The 17,586-nt window shown below is 69.5% G+C and carries 17 protein-coding genes; 4 read left to right on the top strand and 13 right to left on the bottom strand.

The genetic code is table 11. The features are described 5' to 3' along the window. Positions 1-20: 20 nt before the first annotated feature. Positions 21-3,524, bottom strand: coding sequence for a replicative DNA helicase (gene dnaB, locus MTP10_RS05010; protein ID WP_310707799.1), 3,504 nt, complete (start codon positions 3,522-3,524; stop codon positions 21-23). 281 nt (positions 3,525-3,805) lie between these two features. Between dnaB and MTP10_RS05005 the strand changes: the two genes are divergently transcribed. Then, positions 3,806-5,107 (top strand): MATE family efflux transporter, encoded by a 1,302-nt coding sequence (locus tag MTP10_RS05005; protein ID WP_310707798.1) that lies wholly within the window; start codon positions 3,806-3,808, stop codon positions 5,105-5,107. 43 nt (positions 5,108-5,150) lie between these two features. On the opposite strand, the gene MTP10_RS05000 is transcribed toward MTP10_RS05005, so the two are convergent. The 7 genes from MTP10_RS05000 to rpsF all read right to left on the bottom strand — a co-directional run bounded on the left by MTP10_RS05000 (position 5,151) and on the right by rpsF (position 9,539). Then, the gene (locus MTP10_RS05000) at positions 5,151-5,894 is read right to left on the bottom strand and encodes an amino acid ABC transporter ATP-binding protein (protein ID WP_310707797.1); all 744 of its coding nucleotides are present in this window, start codon (positions 5,892-5,894) and stop codon (positions 5,151-5,153) included. Continuing rightward, positions 5,891-6,769, bottom strand: a complete 879-nt coding sequence (locus MTP10_RS04995) for an amino acid ABC transporter permease (protein WP_310707796.1) — start codon at positions 6,767-6,769, stop codon at positions 5,891-5,893. Before MTP10_RS04995 ends, MTP10_RS05000 begins: the two co-directional genes overlap by 4 nt. After that, entirely contained in the window at positions 6,766-7,650 is an 885-nt protein-coding gene (locus MTP10_RS04990; protein ID WP_310707795.1) for an ABC transporter substrate-binding protein, read from the bottom strand. The genes MTP10_RS04995 and MTP10_RS04990 overlap by 4 nt, the downstream gene beginning before the upstream one ends. Before the next feature lie 187 nt (positions 7,651-7,837). Next, on the bottom strand, positions 7,838-8,284 hold the full coding sequence (gene rplI, locus MTP10_RS04985; RefSeq protein ID WP_310707794.1) for a 50S ribosomal protein L9: 447 nt from the start codon (positions 8,282-8,284) through the stop codon (positions 7,838-7,840). Between the two features lie 14 nt (positions 8,285-8,298). Further along, positions 8,299-8,535, bottom strand: coding sequence for a 30S ribosomal protein S18 (gene rpsR, locus MTP10_RS04980; protein WP_020543048.1), 237 nt, complete (start codon positions 8,533-8,535; stop codon positions 8,299-8,301). 63 nt (positions 8,536-8,598) lie between these two features. After that, complete coding sequence (locus MTP10_RS04975) at positions 8,599-9,159, bottom strand: single-stranded DNA-binding protein (RefSeq protein WP_310707793.1); 561 nt, start codon at positions 9,157-9,159, stop codon at positions 8,599-8,601. An 89-nt stretch (positions 9,160-9,248) separates the two neighbouring features. Continuing rightward, positions 9,249-9,539, bottom strand: coding sequence for a 30S ribosomal protein S6 (rpsF, locus tag MTP10_RS04970; protein ID WP_106242878.1), 291 nt, complete (start codon positions 9,537-9,539; stop codon positions 9,249-9,251). A gap of 180 nt (positions 9,540-9,719) precedes the next feature. On the opposite strand from rpsF, the gene MTP10_RS04965 reads away from it, so the two are divergent. Then, positions 9,720-10,040: a hypothetical protein gene (locus MTP10_RS04965; RefSeq protein ID WP_310707792.1), complete on the top strand. Its 321-nt coding sequence runs from the start codon at positions 9,720-9,722 to the stop codon at positions 10,038-10,040. A 90-nt stretch (positions 10,041-10,130) separates the two neighbouring features. Here MTP10_RS04965 and MTP10_RS04960 read toward each other — a convergent pair whose 3' ends face one another. After that, entirely contained in the window at positions 10,131-10,310 is a 180-nt protein-coding gene (locus tag MTP10_RS04960) for a hypothetical protein (protein WP_310707791.1), read from the bottom strand. A gap of 75 nt (positions 10,311-10,385) precedes the next feature. On the opposite strand from MTP10_RS04960, the gene MTP10_RS04955 reads away from it, so the two are divergent. Then, complete coding sequence (locus MTP10_RS04955; RefSeq protein WP_310707790.1) at positions 10,386-11,129, top strand: deoxyribonuclease IV; 744 nt, start codon at positions 10,386-10,388, stop codon at positions 11,127-11,129. Between the two features lie 82 nt (positions 11,130-11,211). Here the strand turns inward: MTP10_RS04955 and MTP10_RS04950 are convergent, their stop codons facing one another. The 4 genes from MTP10_RS04950 to MTP10_RS04935 form a co-directional block, all read right to left on the bottom strand. Next, positions 11,212-12,294: a mannosyltransferase family protein gene (locus tag MTP10_RS04950; RefSeq protein ID WP_310707789.1), complete on the bottom strand. Its 1,083-nt coding sequence runs from the start codon at positions 12,292-12,294 to the stop codon at positions 11,212-11,214. Next, positions 12,291-13,643: a glycosyltransferase 87 family protein gene (locus tag MTP10_RS04945; RefSeq protein ID WP_310707788.1), complete on the bottom strand. Its 1,353-nt coding sequence runs from the start codon at positions 13,641-13,643 to the stop codon at positions 12,291-12,293. The genes MTP10_RS04950 and MTP10_RS04945 overlap by 4 nt, the downstream gene beginning before the upstream one ends. Beyond that, the gene (locus MTP10_RS04940) at positions 13,640-16,246 is read right to left on the bottom strand and encodes a transglycosylase domain-containing protein (RefSeq protein ID WP_310707787.1); all 2,607 of its coding nucleotides are present in this window, start codon (positions 16,244-16,246) and stop codon (positions 13,640-13,642) included. The genes MTP10_RS04945 and MTP10_RS04940 overlap by 4 nt, the downstream gene beginning before the upstream one ends. A gap of 232 nt (positions 16,247-16,478) precedes the next feature. Further along, complete coding sequence (locus tag MTP10_RS04935; RefSeq protein WP_310707786.1) at positions 16,479-16,865, bottom strand: DUF5318 family protein; 387 nt, start codon at positions 16,863-16,865, stop codon at positions 16,479-16,481. A 133-nt stretch (positions 16,866-16,998) separates the two neighbouring features. On the opposite strand from MTP10_RS04935, the gene MTP10_RS04930 reads away from it, so the two are divergent. Further along, the gene (locus tag MTP10_RS04930) at positions 16,999-17,583 is read left to right on the top strand and encodes a PadR family transcriptional regulator (protein WP_310707785.1); all 585 of its coding nucleotides are present in this window, start codon (positions 16,999-17,001) and stop codon (positions 17,581-17,583) included. Positions 17,584-17,586: the final 3 nt, after the last annotated feature.

Raw genomic sequence — 17,586 nt, 5'->3', positions numbered from 1 at the left:
TGCCGGCGTCGTGGACGACCCTAGTGCTGAGCCATGTCGACGAAGCGGGAGTAGTGCCCTTGGAAGGCGACGGTGACGGTGGCGGTCGGTCCATTTCGGTGTTTGGCGACGATCAGGTCCGCCTCGCCGGCCCGTGGCGACTCCCGCTCGTACGCGTCCTCCCGGTGCAGCAGGATGACCATGTCGGCGTCCTGCTCGATCGAGTTGTGCAGGCTGATCCCGTTGGCGATGAAGTTGTGCGTCCCCATGACCGTGGCATCGAAGACGGGCTGCTCGCCCAGATCCTCGACGGAGGCGATCTCGTCCCAGAAGATGTCGTTGGTCGCCAGCAGTTCGAGGTCGGCCTCGCCGAGGACGGCCGCCATCCTGCCCAGCCGTTCGCGACTCGGTGACGTTTTCCACAGGCCGGTGCCGCCGGGTTCGGTCTTCACCGCTGCGGCGTACTCCCGTTGGCTCACGCGCTTCTCGAGCAGCACCGATCGCACCTTGGTCCAGACGTCCTCCGGCACGGTGTCGAGGTCGGTGCCGGCGGTCACACCGCGCAGACGGCGTACGCACTCCGCCGCCCGGGTCGCGCGGGCCCCGTCGATCCCGATCTCGTCCAGGAAACGGAGCTGGTTCTCGGCTCCGTGGACGAGCAGTTGGTACGAGGGGCGGTGCTCGCCCTCGCGCACCTCCTCGACCCTCGTCATCACGTTGAACCGGAGCAGCAGGCGAGCCACGTCGTCGATCAACCGCCTGCTGGCCGACGTGTAAGAGACCCGGGCCTCGCGATGCGGATCGTCCCACCGGACGCGACCGTCCGTGGCCCACAGATGCCTCAGGAAGAGGGCGGCCTGCGCCTTCGGCAGCGAGAACAGGCCGGCGGGCAGGAACTTCTCGTGACTCCTCAACCCGAGGAGTCCCAGCCCGTCGAGCCACTCGGCGACAGCGGACGGGTCGGCTCCGTCGACGCCCCCGTGACGGATCGGCTGCCGCTCGACGAACGAGCCGTCACCGATGAGGCGCGCGAGAAGGATCAGCTCGTCCTCGTCCCACGGTGTGATGTCGAGCGGGGGCGGGACGTGTCTCGGGACGGCCACCCTCGTACCGGGCGCCAGCTCTTCGAGGGCACGCCATCCGTCGTAGGAGAGGAACGGGTGGTTCGCGGTCGCCTCGACCTCCCGCCCGGAGCGCAGCCGCACGCGGTACACCCGCTTCACCCCGCTGGGGAACACGTGCGTCATCGTCCGGGGGACCAGCTTCAGGCGCTCGTCCAGGGACCACACCGGAATGTCCCGGGCTCCCGACGCCAGCAGCTCACCCAGGGAGACCTCCGCTCCGGTGTCGGCCCGCATGATCCGCGTGGCGGCGGTCAGGCATCCGGACTCGCGAAGGTCGCTCACCGCCGGGCGCTTGTCGGTGCGCTGCTCGGGGCCACGGTTGAGCTGGGAGATCGCGATGACCGGGACCTCCAGCTCCTTGGCCAGCAGCTTAATGGCACGCGAGATCTCCGAGACCTCGTTCTGGCGGCTCTCGGTCTTCTTCGGCGAGCTCATCAGCTGGAGGTAGTCGATGACCACGAACCGCAGGTCGTTGCGCTGCTTGAGGCGGCGGCACTTGGCCCGGATCTCCATCATGGACATGTTGGGCGAGTCGTCGATGAACAGCGGCGCCTCGGCCACCTCGCTCATCCGGCGCGCCAGCCGCGTCCAGTCGTCGTCGCCCATCATGCCGGAGCGCATCGCGTGCAGCGCCACCCGCGCCTCGGCCGAGAGCAGACGCATGGTGATCTCGTTGCGCGACATCTCCAGGGAGAAGATGACGGTGGTCATCCCATGCTTGATCGCCGCCGACCTGGCGAAATCGAGCCCGAGCGTGGAGTTGTGCGTGGGAATCCAGGCACGGCTGGCGAGGTACAGATGGTCGGGGTTGTCCACTTCGACGCATCTCACGGGCACGGAGTCGATCCGGCGGACGGCCGTGATGTGCCGGTAGCCGATCTCGTGCGTCTGCGTGGGGCTCTGCCCGGCGAGCTTGCGGGAGAGCCTGAACACCTTGTCCGCCGGGGTGAAGCAGATCTGGTGGCACGAGCGGCCCTGGACCGTCTTCGTGGTCATGGTCGCCGTGTATCCCAGGCTGAGGACCAGCTCGTGCACGTCGTGGGCGAGCCGCTGGTCGGTGACCGCGAGAACGACCGTGCCGCCGGGATCGGCGTGTCCGCCGGTGTCCAGCAGGCCGGCGAGGAGCTCGCGACGCTGCCGCTCGCCGGCGCGCAGGTAGGCGGCCGGGACGTGCTTGTTCCCAAGCACGTCCAGGCTTCGGAGGATCGCCTCCGCGACCCCGGGCGGCTCCGGAAGCGTGAAGGAGTACAGCGGTCCGGGGCCGACCTTGTCGACGCGGACGCCGTCCTGCTCCATGTGGCCGACGATCTCGGGGTCCGTCGTGGTGAACCGCGCGCTGTCGCGGTGCCCGCCGCCGAGCCACACCCCCAGCGTGTACGGCGGGAGCGGGAGGTCGCGCTCGGGCAGGTCGGCCGCCCGGGTCACCGGCACACTGTGGTTGTATCGCCGATCCGCGATGTCGCAGCGAAGAGTGGCGGCGATCTCCTCGGTCGTCCTGACCGACGCGGCCTGCCGGGTGGAGCCGCCCGAGGCTCGCGTTTCGGTGAGCCACTGGTGGGAGCCGTCGGCGACGACCACGGTGCCGTCGGCGAACTCCACCTCGTAGCACGGCCTGCCGTGCATCACCTCGGTGGCGGCCACCACACGGGTCGGCCTGCCGTCCGCCCCGATCAGGTGGTCGCCGACCGCGACCTCCCCCATCGTCGTCCAGCCCGTCGGCGTGGGCAGCGGCGTGTCCAGGGCCAGGGCCTTGCCGATCGCGGGACGGGCGGCCACGACGATCATCTGGCCCGGGTGGAGACCGTTGGTGAGCTGGTCGAGGTCCTGGAAGCCGGTGGGGACGCCGACCATCTGGCCGCCGCGGCTGCCGATGGCCTCCAGCTCGTCCAGGGCGCCCGGCATGATGTCGGCCAGCGGCGCGTAGTCCTCGGAGGTGCGGCGCTCCGTGACCTTGTAGATCTCGGCCTGGGCGCGGTCGACGAGGTCGTCGACCTCTTCGTTCTGGCCGCCGTAGCCGAAGGAGACGATGCGGGTGCCGGCCTCGATGAGGCGGCGCAGGATGGCCTGCTCGCGGACGATCTTGGCGTAGTAGCCGGCGTTGGCGGCCGTGGGGACCACGGCGGTCAGCGTGTGGAGGTAGGCGGCGCCGCCGACCCTGGCCATCTCGCCGCGCTTCTGCAGCTCGTCGAAGACGGTGACCGCGTCGGCGGGCTCGCCCCGGCCGTACAGGTCGGTGATGACGTCGTAGATCATCTGGTGGGCCGGCCGGTAGAAGTCGTCGGAGCGGATGATCTCGACGACGTCGGCGATGGCGTCCTTGGACAGCAGCATGCCGCCCAGGACCGACTGCTCGGCCTCGATGTTGCTGGGCGGTGTGCGTTCGAACCCCGGGCCGGCGCCCGTCTCCTCGTCGATGCTCACGGCGCCCCCTCAACAGCTTCCGTCGGTCGCACCACCCCCACTTGTAGTCGACCGGTCTGACAGTTTGGCCGCTTCCCGGGCGGACAGCAACGCGGCCTGTGGATAACTCTGTGGACAAGCTGTGGATTATCGCGCCGAACATGTGAAAGCTCTGTGGACGAGCCTGGGGATAACTTGTTCACTTCTCAACGACCATGGCGCTGACCAGCGAAAACACTATCCACCGACTGTGGAGGAAAGAAAGTTGGCCCGACATGCCAGGTAAGGGCCATAATAGGCAAATGCCCATTACACGCCAGGACAAGGAGATCCTCCGCCTTGCCGTGCCGGCGTTCGGCGCGCTGGTGGCCGAGCCGCTGTTCCTGCTGGCCGACTACGCGATCGTGGGACACGGGCTGGGCACCGTCGCCGTGGGCGCGCTCGGCGTGGCGGGCACCGTCCTCGCGACGATGGTGAACCTGTGCGTCTTCCTCGCGTACGGCACCACGGCGTCCGTGGCGCGCAGCACCGGGGCGGGCGAGCACGGGCGGGCCATGCGCGACGGTGTGGACGGCGTCTGGCTGGCCCTCGGCCTCGGCCTCGGGCTCGTCGCGCTCGGCTGGCCGCTCGCCCCGGCCGTCGTGAGCCTGTTCGGCGCGAGCCCCGAGCAGGCCGCCGAGGCGGTCACGTACCTGCGCATCAGCCTGCTCGGCGCGCCCGGCATGCTCGTCGTGCTGGCCGGCACCGGCGTGCTGCGCGGGCTCCAGGACACGGTGACCCCGCTCGTGGTCGCGGTCGGGTCGTTCGCGCTCAACGCGGCCCTGAACGCGTGGTTCGTGCTGGTGCTCGGGTGGGGCATCGCCGGCTCGGCCTGGGGCACCGTGCTCGCGCAGACGCTCGGCGCCGTCGTCTACGTGGCCGTGGTCGTCAGGGGCGCCCGGCGGCGCGGCACGCCGCTGGCCCCTGACGTGGCGGGCGTCAGGCGGGCGGGTACGGCCGGCCTGGCGCTGTTCGTCCGTACGGTGTGCCTGCGGATCGTGCTCGTCGTGGGGACCGTGATCGCCAGCCGCATGGGCGAGTCGCAGCTCGCCGCGTACGCCATCGCCACGCAGCTGTGGACGCTGCTGGCCTTCGCGCTCGACGCCATCGCCATCGCGGGACAGGCGATCACCGGCCGCACCCTCGGGGCCGGCGACGCGGACGCGACCAGGGCGGCGACCGCGCGCATGGTGCGCTGGGGACTGTGGTCGGGCGTGCTGCTCGGCCTGCTGGTGGTCGCGGCCAGGCCGCTGCTGCCCGGGCTGTTCGACGCCGATCCGGACGTCACCGAGCAGCTCCTGGCCGTGCTGTGGCCCGTGGCGGTCTTCCAGCCCATCTGCGGCGTGGTGTTCGTGCTCGACGGGGTGCTGATCGGCGCGGGCGACCAGCGCTACCTCGCGTGGGCGGGGGTGTGGACGACGCTCGCGTACCTGCCGGCGGCCCTGATCGCGGGGGCTTTCGGCATCGTCGCCCTCTGGTGCGCGCTCGGGGTCTGGATGGTGGCACGCTGGATCACGCTCGGCCGGCGGGCCGCGGGCGGCGCATGGCTGGTGACCGGGGCGTAGCCGCCCCGTCCATGCTGTCGCGGAAGCGCTGGGGCCCCGCCCGCTACAGGCGCCGCGCTTCGAGCACGCTGCGCAGGAAGTCGCGGGTACGCGGCTGGTCCGGCTCGCTGAAGATCTTCTCGGGCGGCCCCTTCTCCAGCAGCACACCCCCGTCGAGGAAGCACACCGTGTCGGAGATGTCGCGGCAGAACCCCATCTCGTGCGTGGTGAGGATCATCGTCATCCCCGACTGCTTGAGCTCGCGGACGACCTCCAGCACCTCCACCACCAGCACCGGGTCGAGCGCCGAGGTGACCTCGTCGAGCAGCATCAGCCGCGGCTGCGTCGCCAGCGCCCGGATGATGGCCACCCGCTGCTGCTGGCCGCCGGAGAGCTGGTCCGGGTACGCCGTGGCCTTGTGCGCCAGCCCGAACCTGGTGAGCAGCGCGTGGGCCTCCTCCTCGGCCCGCGCCCTGGGCACCTTGTGGACCTGGCGCGGCGCCAGCGTGACGTTGTCCAGCACGGTCATGTGCGGGAACAGGTTGAACGCCTGGAACACGATGCCCAGCTTCTTGCGCACCTGGTCGGCGTCCACCCGTGGGTCGGTGACGTCCTGGCCCTCCAGCAGGATCGCGCCGTCGTCCACGGTCTCCAGCAGGTTGACGCAGCGCAGCAGCGTGGACTTGCCCGAGCCGGAGGCGCCGATCAGGCTCACCACCTCGTGCGGGCGCACCTCCAGGTCGATGCCGCGCAGGACGCTGTGGCCGTGGAAGTTCTTCCACACGCCGTCGATGGTCAGCAGGCTCATGCGCCGCGCCTCCTCCTGGTGCGCTCGGCCAGGTAGTCGGTGAACCTGGCCATCGGGATCGTCAGCAGGATGAACAGCAGGGCGGCCGCCAGGTAGGCCGTGTAGTTGAACTTGCTGGAAGCGTAGATCTGCGCCTGCCGCAGCGCCTCCAGCACGCCCAGCGTGGCCACCAGCGCGGTGTCCTTCTGCAGCGAGATGAAGTCGTTCAGCAGCGGCGGCACGACCCGCCGGGTGGCCTGCGGCAGCACCACGAAGCGCATGGTCCTGCCGTGGCTGAGGCCGAGCGAGCGGGCCGCGGCCACCTGGCTGGGGTGGACCGACTCGATTCCCGAGCGGAACACCTCGGCCACGTACGCGCCGTACGAGAGCGTCAGCGCGATGACGCCCAGGGTGGTGTAGTCGTTCGGGATGCCCTGCAGGCGCAGCGCCGGCAGGCCGAAGCCGACCAGGTAGATCACGAGCAGCGTCGGCACGCCGCGGAAGACGTCGACGTACAGCGTCGCGAGCGCCCGGATCGGGAACAGGGCGGCGGTCCTGGTCGTCCGCAGCAGCGCGACGAGCAGGCCGACCACCAGGATGATCGGCTCCGCGATCAGGAAGATCTTGATGTTCAGCCAGAACCCGGTGAGCACGTCGGGCAGCGACCTGACGAAGTGCTCGGGGTTGAAGAACGTCTCCTGCACGCGCGGCCAGCCCGGCGAGCTCGTGACGAGCCAGCCCACCAGGACGACGAAGACGAAGGTGGAGGCGGTGGCGATGGACGCGGAGCGGCGGGTCCGCTCCCTGCGGACCCGCTCCCGCTCCACCTGCCGGTCGCTCTTGACCCAGACCGGGCCGGCCGGCATGTCGGTCATCGGCGTGTGCGGCGTCGTCACGTCAGCTCGGGCGCGCCCGCCGCCGAGCCGAGCCACTGCTGCTCGATCTTGGCCAGCTCCCCCTTGGACTTCAGCGCGTCCACGGCCTTGTCCACGCAGGTCTTGATCGGGTTGCCCTTCTCCATGACCAGGCCGAACTCCTCGGGCGTGCCGCCCGTCGAGCTGAACTGGCCGACGATCTTGGAGCCCTCGACCTGGGCGGCCGTGACGTAGAACGCCGTCGGCAGGTCCACGACGATGGCGTCGACCTGCTTGTTCTTCAGCGCGTTGACGGCGTCGACCTGGTCGTTGAAGACGTTGGGGTCGCCCGCGGGCTTGACGACGTTCTTCACCGCGTCGAGCGAGGTGGTGCCGACCTGCACGCCGATCTTGGCGTCCTTGAGGTCGGCCAGCGTCTTGGCCGCGGCGAACTTGCCGTCGCCCAGCGCCACCACGGCCTGCTTGACCGTGTAGTAGCCGTGGCTGAAGTCGACCACCTTGGCCCGATCGGGGGTGATGGAGACCTGGTTGACGTCGAAGTCGAACGGCTTGGCGCCCGGGGCGAAGGCCGAGTCGAACTTGACCGTGCTCCACTGCACCTCGTCACGGTCGAAGCCCAGCTCACCGGCGACCGCGAACGCCATCGCGCTCTCGAACCCCTGCCCGTTGGCCGGGTCGTCGTCCTTGAACCACGGCTCGTAGGCGGGCTTGTCGGTGCCGATGGTCAGCTTGCCCGCGTTGACGAGCTTGAGCTGGTCCTTGGTGCACGCCGTGGACGCTCCGGACGCCGTGGACGCCGTCGTGCCCGAGGGGCCGGCGCTGGTCGCCGTGTTGTCGACGGGTGCGCACGCGACGGCCGCGACGAGGGCGCCCAGCGCGAGCAGCGTCGAGGGACGGACCATGGGTGGTGCCTCCAGGAGGGGAACGCGGGGAAGAACGAGCCGATTGTACGCTGCCCCGCTAGGAAATACGCCGTCACCTGGGCTCATACCAGCCCACACCGGACGTGCCGTCGCGGCCGGGCCCCGGAGACGCGCACGGCCCCCGCTCCCGGGAAGGGAGCGAGGGCCGTGGGCAGGCGTGCCGACGTCAGCCGGCGACGACCTCGACGTCGACCGAGGCCGACACCTCAGGGTGCAGCTTGACGCTGATCTTGTGGCTGCCGACGCTCTTGATCGGGTTGATGATCTCGATGCGACGGCGGTCGAGGATCGGGCCGCCGGCGGCCTTGACGGCGTCGGCGATGTCGCCCGTGGTGATCGAGCCGAACAGGCGACCGGAGTCGCCCGCGCGGGTGGTCAGGCGCACGCGCAGGGCGCCGAGCTGGCCGGCGACCTCCTTGGCGGTGCCCAGGTCGCGGATCTCGCGCGCGTCACGAGCCTTCTTGATGGACTCGATCTGCTTCTCCGCGCCACGCGTCCAACGCATGGCGTAGCCGCGCGGGATGAGGTAGTTGCGGCCGTAGCCGTCCTTGACCTCGACGACGTCACCAGGGGTGCCGAGGCCGGAGACCTCGTTGGTGAGGATGAGCTTCATATCGACAGGCCTCCTTAGCGCGCGGTGCTCGTGTAAGGCAGCAGAGCCACCTCACGGGCGTTCTTGATCGCGGTCGCCACGTCGCGCTGGTGCTGGGTGCAGTTGCCCGTCACCCGGCGCGCACGGATCTTGCCGCGGTCGGAGATGAACTTCCGCAGCAGCGCCGTGTCCTTGTAGTCGACGTAGGAGATCTTGTCGTGGCAGAACAGGCAAACCTTCTTCTTGGGCTTGCGCAGTGCCGGCTTGGCCATCGTGGTGCTCCTTTCAGAGCCCCGCCGTTGAAGCGGGAATGGTCTCGGGCTTGTGGACTGGGTCTAGAAAGGCGGTTCGTCGCTGAAGTCGCCGCCGCCGCTGAAGCCGCCGCTCTGCTGGCCGCCGCCCTGGAAGCCGCCGCCGCCACCACCGCCGAAGCCGCCGCCGCCCTGGGGCGGAGCGGGCGACGCGGAGGCCCACGGGTCGTCGGCCGGGCCGCCGCCGAAGCCGCCGCCACCGCCGCCGCCACCCTGACGGGTGGTGCGGTTGACCTTGGCGGTGGCGTTGCGCAGAGACGGGCCGACCTCGTCGACCTCGACCTCGTAAACGGTGCGCTTCTCGCCTTCCTTGGTCTCGTAGGACCGCTGCTTGAGCCGCCCCTGCACGATGACCCGCATGCCGCGCTGGAGGCTCTCGGCGGCGTTCTCCGCCGCCTGCCGCCACACGTTGCAGGTCAGGAAGAGGCTCTCGCCGTCCTTCCACTCGTTGGTCTGACGATCCATGAACCGCGGAGTGGACGCGATGCGGAACCGGGCCACCGCTTGCCCCGTCGGGGTGAAGCGCAGCTCGGGGTCGTCGACAAGATTGCCGACGATGGTGATTACGGTGTCGCCTGCTGCCATGGCCAGCGCTCGCCTTCCTGCACGCCTTCGCTTTGGGTTACGGCTCAGAGTACGGCCGACGCCCGACAAAAAGCCGGGCGACGAGCTGCTTAGTGCACGTCGGGGCGGAGAACCTTGGTGCGCAGGATGCCCTCGTTGAGGTTCATCTGGCGGTCGAGCTCCTTGACCGTCGCGGGCTGCGCGGACAGGTCGATGACGGCGTAGATGCCTTCCGACTTCTTGTCGATGTCGTAGGCGAGACGGCGACGGCCCCAGACGTCGACCTTCTCCACGGTGCCGCCGTCGTTGCGGACCACGGTGAGGAACTGGTCGAGGGACGGCGCGACGGTGCGCTCATCGAGCGAAGGGTCCAGAATGACCATTACTTCGTAACGACGCATGCGGGACTCCAACCTCCTCTGGACTCTTGCGGTCACGACACTCTGCCGTGACAGGAGGACGCTGACGTCTAGGCCCCGGCGCCCCTTTCGGCACCAGGGTGTGACGGTTCACCCGTCACAACGCAGCCTGACCAGGTTACCAGCCGAGTCCATATGGGAAGGCCTGTAGGAAACCAGGGGGTGATAGTTGTGCCACACATCCTCCAACCTTCCAGAAACCAGCGGTTCAGGCTCACGCTCAACAGCGACGGGCGGGCCCATCCGGTGGAGAACACCCTGGCGATCGTCACCGTGATCTGCGGTCTGACGGCCTTCGTCGCGGCGTTCGTCCCCGGCGGTCACGTCGTGGCTTCCTGGGCGGGCGCGCTGGGGTTCGGGACGGGCCTCTACTCCCAGTACGTCTCCGCCACGACTCCCCAGCGGGCCCTCAACATCGTCGGCGTGGTGGCGTCGTTCGTGGGCGTGGCCCTCGGCATCGCCCACGGCGGTTTCCTGCCCTGACCCCGGGCACTGACCCCGCACGAACGAAAGACCCGTACGAACGCGAGAAAGGACGGCCCCGGCGCGGCCGGGGCCGTCCGCGATATGGGGTCATCCTCCGATGTGCAGGTCCACGCCGAGCAGGACGAGGAACCAGAGGAAGACCGCGAGCAACGCCTCGGCGATGTCCTTGAGGATCCCCGGAGTGATGTAGTGGTACACCCAGGCCACGTAGAGGCCAATCACGACGTAGATCAGGATGACTAACGAGCGCCATCGCCATCGGGCCATATGCGTCTCTCCTCGCGTAGGGGGTGTCTGGCGACTTCCCCGGGGCAGGTACGGCAAACGGATAGGCTCGATGACATGGTGCGCATCGGAGCTCACGTCGGCCAGGACGATCCCGCCGCTCACGCCGCCGAGGTCGGGGCCGAGGTGGTGCAGTTCTTCCTCGGCGATCCGCAGGGCTACGACAAGCCCGTGCTGCCCGCCAAGCCCGTGGAGGGCGTCGACGTCTACATCCACGCCCCTTACCTGGTCAACGTGGCGACGACCAACAACCGGATCAGGATCCCCAGCCGCAAGCTGCTCGCCCAGCACCTGGAGGCGGCGGCCGGGCTGGGCGCCAAGGGCCTGATCGTCCACGGCGGCCACGTCAACAAGAGCGACGACCCGCAGACGGGCTTCGACAACTGGCGCAAGGTGTTCGAGCGGCTGGAGTGCCCGATCCCGGTGCTGATCGAGAACACCGCGGGCGGCGGCAACGCGATGGCGCGCAAGCTGGAGCGCATCGCGCGGCTGTGGGACGCGCTCGACGGGTTCGACGTGGGCTTCTGCCTCGACACGTGTCACGCGCACGCGGGCGGCGAGGAGCTGGTCGACCTGGTGGACCGGGTCAAGGCCATCACCGGGCGGATCGACCTGGTGCACTGCAACGACTCGCGTGACGCGTTCGACTCGGGCGCCGACCGGCACGCCAACCTGGGCAAGGGGCAGATCGATCCGGAGCTGATCCTCGCGGTGTGCCGGGCGGCCGGCGCGCCGATCGTGGTGGAGACGCCGGGCGAGGGCCAGGCGGCCGACATCGCGTTCCTGAGGGAGAACCTGTAGGACGTGGGAGTCCACAGATCGGATACACACAGGCTGTGGATAACTTCCCTGGATTACCGGGCCACGAAAGTGGGTACAGGGATCAGCCTGCCCACGCGCCGGTGAGGAACCGGATCGTGTTCAGCACCATCAGCGGCCCGGCGACCAGCCCGTACAGGGCCAGCGTCCACGGCCGCCGGGCGCCCAGCCCCGCGACGGCCGTCCACAGGGGGAACCACAGCAGCAGCGAGCGCGGGACCGACAGGTAGTAGGCCGAGGTCATGAGCGCCGCCGCCTGCAGCCCGGTGTAGACGAGCTCGCTCCACCGCCGCCGTACGGCCAGCCAGACCAGCACCGCCACCGCCAGCACGGCCCCGGCGATCTCCATCCGGAAGGCCACCGCGAAGTCGTCGTTGCCCGTCGCCGCGTGCCAGGTCGTGGTCCACGACTCCCACGGCCACACCGTCTCGCGGCCCCACCCGGCCTCCTGCGCGTGCTTCCAGGCGAGCCAGTCGCCCGAGCGGCGGTAGTGGTAGAACGAGTAGAACGCCAGCGGCAGGAACGGCACGGCGAGCAGCGGCCACGGCGCCGGCCGTCCCGGCAGCTCGCGGGAGCGCCGCCGGAGGACGTACTCGACGACCAGGGCCACCGCCAGGAACAGCCCCGTGATGCGCACGCACGACGCCCCGGCGGCCAGGATGACGGCCGCCGGCCACTGCCCGCGCCGGGCGGCCAGCCACGCCGGGATCGCGAACGCGAGGAACAGCGACTCGCTGTATCCCGCGGCCAGGAACACGGCCGTCGGGAAGAGCAGCAGCGCCAGCACCGCCATCCAGCCGGGGGCGCCCTCCAGCTCGGCCAGCCGCGCCAGCGCGACCATCGCCACCGCCCCGGCCACCAGGGACACGATCAGCCCGCACGCCGTCCAGTCCGGCACCACCAGGTGCACGATGCGCAGGATCGCTGGCAGCCCGGGGAAGAACGCGGGCAGCCCCGCGTCGGGCGGAGCGGCCGGGTCGCCGTCGTAGCCGTACCGGGCGATGACGACGAACAGCCCGGCGTCCCACTGCTTCCAGCGGGCCACGTAGGCGTTCAGAGCCGAGCCGAGCAGCGTGGCCACCAGCAGCCCGGCCCGCGAGCCCGACCAGACCAGCAGCGCGTCGCGCGCGGCCGAGCGGGTGATCACCGGTACGAGGAGGCCAGCGTGAACCGGTCAGGGGCGTCGTCGAACACGCCGCCGCCCTGGTCGTCGACGCCCGCCTGCCGTACGACGTCCTTGTGCGGGCGCAGGATGTCACGCACGACGAACGCCATCATCACCGCGATCGTGATCACGCGGCCCCAGACGGCGGTGAAGTACGTGTCGTCGCCGATGCCCAGGTCGTCGCGCCCGAGCGGCTGCTGGGAGAGCAGGTAGAGCCAGATGGCGAAGAAGTACCAGATCTCGGCGAGCTGCCAGAGGGCCAGCGCCTTCCAGTTGGGCCGGGCCAGCACCGCGAACGGCACCAGCCAGAGCACGAACTGCGGCGACCACACCTTGTTCGTCATCATGAAGGCGGCCAGCGCGAGGAAGCAGATCTGCGCGAGCCGGGGCCGGCGCGGCGCGGCCAGGGTCAGGACCGCGATGCCCAGGCACAGCACGGCGAGCGAGGCCATGCCGAGCGTGCTGACGTCGGCCTCGCCGAGGACGGGCCAGCCCTTGCTCTGGAAGAACAGCCACGGCGAGCCCCAGTCGACCCCGCGCTCCTGGGAGAAGACGTAGAACCGGCGCCAGCCGTCCCAGGCGAACACCATGAACGGCACGTTGACGACCAGCCACGCCCCCGCGGCCGCGCCCATCGTCACCAGGAACGGCCGCCAGCGAGCGGTGCGCAGCGTCAGCAGGAACAGCGCCCCGGCGAACATCAGCGGGTAGAACTTCGTCGCGATCGCCAGCCCGAGCAGCACGCCGGCCAGGACCTGCCGCTTCCGTGCCCAGGCCAGCAGCATGCCCATGGACAGCGCGCCGGCGACCAGGTCCCAGTTGATGTACGCGGCCAGGACGACCGACGGCGCGAGCGCGTACCACAGGGCGTCCCAGCGGCGGGTGGGCCCGGCCACGGCGGCCATCAGCACCACGCCGGCGACCAGGCAGACGCCGAGGAAGATCACCGTGCCGTCGTAGAAGCGGACGGCCTGCTGGACGGGGTCGGACTCCAGCCCGCGGGCGATCCAGGCGAAGAACTGCATGACCTCGCCGAGCACCACGGGGTACTCGACGTGCTTGTCGAACGGCACGTCGGCGAAGTACGGGTTCTGCGTGGCGAGCTGCCGGTCGAACCACAGCGGGTAGATGTCGGTGTAGCAGAAGTTGGTGTAGGTGCTGACCTGGTCGTTCCAGCCGCCGGTACGGCACGGCAGCCGGAACACGTACGCCAGGCTCGCCCCCAGCGCCGCGAACAGCGCCAGGGGCAGGTACGGCACGGCACGCGCGGCCAGCGGCGGACGGACGACCGGGTCGTCGTCCACCGCGTCCCCCGCCGGGTCCGTCGTCACCACTGCTCTCGCCCGGTGGGCATCGGCTCGGGCTCGTAGAACGGCGGCATGCCCGGGTCCTGACCGCCGCCCAGCAGCCCGTTGTCGTCGTCGAACCCGTTGTTCTGGTTCGGGTCGATGGTGATGATGCGGCCGCTGTCGTCGTCGCACGGGTCGATGACGCAGGTCACGTCGTCCGGCTGCTCCTCGGCCGGGTCCTTGGTGGCCGTCGGCGTGGGCACGGGCTTGGGCGCGAGGTTCTCCGAGACGCCGGTGTCCACGCGGGCCGGGAACTGCTCGACCTTCTGGCCCTTCATGGCCTCGGTCATGAACGCCTTCCAGATGGCCGACGGGTACGTGGCACCCTGGAAGTTCGCGCCCAGCGGCACCTCGTACGCCGTGGTGTACGGCTTCTGCGGCGTGTACTTCTTCTCCTTGGCCGAGTCCTTGCCCCGCCACCACGGGCAGTTGTCGTTGACCGGCTGGATGACCTTGCCGCCCTTGGTGCGGCACTCCTGGCGGAACATGCCCACCGCGGTGGACAGCTGCGGGGTGAAGCCGACGAACCAGGCTTCCTTGTTCTCGTTGTTGGTGCCGGTCTTGCCGGCCACGGGCCGGTCGTAGAGGGCGGCGTTGCGGCCGGTGCCCTGCTTGACCACGGCCTGGAGGGCGACGGTGGCGTCCGCCGCGGCCTCCGGGGAGATCACCTGGGCCGGGGTCTTCTTCTCCTGGTACTTGACCCGGTTCGACCGGTCCTTGACGGTGATGATGACGTGGTTCCTGAAGTGCTTGCCGCCGTTGGCGAAGATCGAGTAGCCGCCGGCCTGCTCGACGGCGGTGACCTGGCCGGAGCCGATGGTGATCAGGTAGTGGTGGCGGTTCTTGGCGTCCTCCAGCCGGTCCTTGCTGAGGCCGGCGCGGCTGGCGATCTCGATGACCTTCTCGAGGGTGACCTTCTCCCCCATCTTGGCGAACGCGGTGTTGACCGAGTGGGCCGTGGCGTCGACGACGTCGATCGACGAGGCGCCGGAGGCGTGGTCGTTGTTGATCGGGGTGGTGCCCTCTAGCTTGAGCGGGCCCTTGGCCGGCAGGTAGCTCCTGAGGCTGTAGCCGGAGTCGAGCCAGGCCGCGAGCACGTAGGGCTTGAACGCCGAGGCGGCCTGCTTCTGCGACAGGAAGGCGTCGTTCCAGGCGTCCTTCTCGTAGTCGTCGCCGCCGTAGAAGGCGCGGATCCGGCCGTTGGTCGGGTCGACGGCCGCCAGCGTGGCGTTGATCTCGCCGGTCAGGCCGGCGGTGTGCTTGTTGACGGCGTCCCTGGCGGCCAGCATCAGCTTCTTGTCGAACGTCGAGGTGATCTTGTAACCACCCGTCTCGACGTCCTCCTTGGAGATGTTGTAGTCGGCCTTCAGCTCGTTCAGCACGGCCTCGACCATGTAGCCGGTCAGGCCCTTGAAGTAGTCCTTGTTCTTGACCTTGACGCGCTTGGGCGAGGTCGGCGCCTTGGCCGGCAGGGTGCCGTAGGCGGCGGGGTCGAGCTTGGCCATCTGCCCGACCACGTAGACGTAGCGCTCCTCGGTGGGCTTCATGTTGCCCGCGATCTCGGCCCGGTCGAACGCGTCGGGGTTCTGGATGCGGCCGGCCAGGTAGGCGCCCTGCTGGGGCGTCAGCTCCTTCACCGGCTTGCCGAAGAACTGCTGGGCCGCGGCGCCGATGCCGTACGCGCCGCGTCCGAAGTAGATGGTGTTGAGGTACTGCAGGAGGATCTGGTCTTTGGTGAGCGACTTGTTCAGCTTGACCGCGACGAAGATCTCCTTGATCTTGCGCTCGACGCTGCGCTCCTGGGAGAGGCCGTCGTAGTAGTTACGGGCCATCTGCTGGGTGATGGTGGAGGCGCCCTGCACCTGCTGGCCGGAGACCGTGCTGAAGACGGAGCGCACCATGCCGGAGAAGGAGATGCCGGCGTCCTCGCGGAAGCCGCTGTTCTCGGCGGCGATGACCGCGTCCTGCACGTGCCGCGGGATCTGGTTGATGTCCTTGACCGGGACGCGCTTGGTGCCGAGCTTGGCCAGGACCTCGCCGTTGGCGTAGTACATGGTGCTGCCCTGGTCGTCGACCGTGTCCTGGACCTGGTCCTCGGACGGCATGGGCATGTTGGCGTAGGCGACCGCGATCATGCCGAAGACGCCGGCGGTGACGACCGCGAAGCCGGCCAGCACGATCTTCCAGCTCGGCAGGAACCTGAGCCACGCCGGGCGCTTCCTGCCGGAGTCACCCGGCGGCTCGCCGGGACCCCGCGGCCCGCCCGGACCCCCGGGGCCGCCTGACCCCCCGGGCCCGCCGTTGCCGCGACCGCGGGCGCGGCGCGGCGCCTCGCTGATCATCGTCTCCTGTTCGCCGCGCCGCCTTCCCTCGCGCCGCCCGGGCACGCGCGGACCCGGCTCGCCGGGCATCCCCATCGCGACGGTCTCCTGTGCGGGGCCGGCGGGAGCGCGCCGCCCGGACTCACGCCGCTCGGATGGCTCACGCCGCTGTGGCTCCCGGCCCTGTGGTTCCCGGCCCTGCGGCTCACGGCGGGGCGGCTCGTACGGCTGTTCGTACGGCTGTTCGTACGACTGCGCGGCCATGGCGCCGGTCTGCTCGTAGGCCGCCTCCGCACGACGGGAAGGCTGCCCCGTGTCCCAGCCGGGATCCCCGGTTTGCGGTGCCTGAGCCTGGGGAACGGAACGGGATGAGCTGGAGCGACGGCGCCTCCCCGGGCGGGCCGTCCCCTCGTCGTGGCTGAAACTCAACACGTCCTCGCATCGTCGTCGGATAGCACGGCGGATCGGGCGTGCTGCTGCCTGCCGCCTTCGGTCTCTAATCTCGGCCGACGAGATCCGGCGGTCCGTTGCCGAGGACGAACGAGACCGTCAAGTGGTTCCAGGAGCAACCCTGGCAGACCTCGACCACGTGCACACGGAACTCATCGTAATCATGGGCCATTTCGACGAGATCTGACGTCGCCTTTGCCTGACCCGCATGCCGCCCCAGGGAATCCCCGTAGACATAGGTCACGTTGGTGACGTTCTGCCTTTCGCACATCGGGCATAGGCGTTCGGTCGGTTCGCCGAAGTGCCGGGCCGCGCGAAGGAGGTACGGCTGTGCGTCACACACGTCGCCGGGCGTGCCGTGCCCGTTGCGCAGGTCGCGGACCACTGCTCGCTTGGCGAGGCCGTAATCCACCACCCTTCGCTGTGACCACATGAGCGCCAGACTACGGCTTTTTGGTGATTGCTCCCAACGACTTGGCAAAGTCAGTGATTGCAGCGATATAGCGAACTGACGTATCCTCGGGATGTATCGACTTGATACATCGACGCGAGAGGGGGCGGTTCCCGTGGCCAGCGGACAGGGCAGAGTGCTGGAACTGGCCGTGCTCGGGTCGCTGCACGAAACCCCGCTCCACGGCTATGAGCTGCGCAAACGGCTCAACGCTCTGCTGGGGATGTTCCGTGCGTTCTCCTACGGGTCGCTCTACCCCTGCCTGCGATCGCTGCTCTCCCAGGGCCTCATCGCCGAGGAGCAGCCGGCTCCGGCCACGATCGTGGGCGGCCGATCGAAGATCGTCTACAAGCTGACGGCCGAGGGGAAGGAGCGGCTCCAGGAACTGCTCACCCAGGCCGGCCCGGCGGCCTGGGAGGACGAGAGCTTCGGCGTCCACTTCGCGTTCTTCAGGCACACGGAGGCCGAGGTGCGCCTGCGCATCCTCGAAGGCCGCCGCAGCCGCCTGGAGGAGCGCCTGGACAGCGTGCGCACCGCCCTGGCCCGCACCAGGGAGCGCCTCGACAGCTACACCCTGGAGCTGCAGCGTCACGGTCTCGAATCGGTCGAACGCGAGGTGCGTTGGCTGAACGAGCTGATCGCGACGGAGAGACGGGCATCACAGGAGCCCGAGAGAGATACCACGTCAACTGATGAGTAAGGG

This window comes from Nonomuraea sp. 3-1Str, from assembly GCF_031570565.1.
Classification (GTDB): Bacteria; Actinomycetota; Actinomycetes; order Streptosporangiales; family Streptosporangiaceae; genus Nonomuraea.
The sequence above is the reverse complement of the archived record's forward strand: the minus strand, read 5'-3'. Positions and strand labels throughout refer to the sequence as shown.